Origin of the sequence: Dankookia rubra (genome assembly GCF_004355005.1) — a bacterium.
Taxonomy (GTDB): Bacteria; Pseudomonadota; Alphaproteobacteria; order Acetobacterales; family Acetobacteraceae; genus Paracraurococcus; species Paracraurococcus ruber_A.
In genome coordinates, this window is sequence record NZ_SMSJ01000286.1 from 1 (window position 1) to 1,111 (window position 1,111).

The 1,111-nt window shown below is 62.8% G+C and carries 1 protein-coding gene; it reads left to right on the forward strand.

Annotation, left to right across the window (positions count from 1 at the left end; translation table 11 throughout):
• Positions 1–543 precede the first annotated feature (543 nt).
• A complete protein-coding gene (locus E2C06_RS36585) occupies positions 544–948 on the forward strand; it encodes a hypothetical protein (RefSeq protein ID WP_133293403.1) in 405 nt (134 codons plus the stop codon).
• Positions 949–1,111: the final 163 nt, after the last annotated feature.

A 1,111-nucleotide genomic window follows, 5' to 3' on the forward strand; every position in this document is an offset into this window, starting at 1 on the left:
GGGCACATGCGCAGGCTATCGAAGCTGCCCGACCGCGTTCGCAGCTTCTTCGGGCACAAGACTTTTCGCTACGCCGCCTGATTCAAGATCGCCCAGGCCGGATCAATAATAGGCCAATCTTATAGTGACTCTACCCAAAGGAGCCCGAACACGACACTGCCCGGCAGCACAGCGCGGCACTTGATTACGCCGTCACCACGCCCCCGCCCAGTCCAACGCGGCGCCTGTCACAAAAGCTGGGCGACGCCTCCGGTGCCATTGTCGCCCGGCACTGCAACCGCATGACCACATCGGCGATCTGACGCCCGTCCAGCGACATGGGAATGCGAACCGTGGGCCCGCCTTACGATAGGGAAGGGGCCGGGGATCCCGCGCAGGTTTCAATGCATCGGATGCGACCAGGCGCCGTGCTGCTTCAGGCTGCGACTAAACGAATGAGGGGGTGCCGCCTCCTGTTTCTGCCGGCAGTCGGTTTCAGGGCTTCCAACATTTGGTGCGCAGCCCCACATCTTCTCTCAGCACCCTTTCCGCTGGACTACAAGGATGACCGACACAGTCCGAGCACTGCGCCTCGTTGCCGGTGTTGCTTTTCTCGTCCTCAGTGGCTGTGCCACACGAACCACGGCAGGTTTCGACACTCGCATGGCCGGTCTGGTTGGGCGGCCGGAGATCGAAGTAATCACCGCGCTCGGCGTGCCGGTTCGGACCTATGACGTAAGCGGCCACCGTTTCCTGCAATATGAGAGCCGACGCCTCGTTGGCTATCCCGGTTCTTACCCCTTCGGTGGATATCCATACGGCCGCTTCGGCTATGGCCTTTATGGTGGCTTCCCACCCACCATCGAGACCCGCGAGTGCGAACTGACCATCACGCTGACCCAAGGTCGAATGCAGGGCTACACGCGCCGCGGAAATGACTGCCGGGCGCTACCGCCAAATGTAGGCTGAATATGTAGATGGGTGCTGGACTGGTCGCTCGGCTGGCTCGGGCGGTAGCGCCGGCTAGGAGCCCGTCCCGGTAACCGGATTTTGGACTGATGCCGCTGGGGGCGGAGCGGCGCTCTTTCGATGTGCGCCGCCGCTGTGCGTCAGGCAGCGGCTGCCCTGGCGA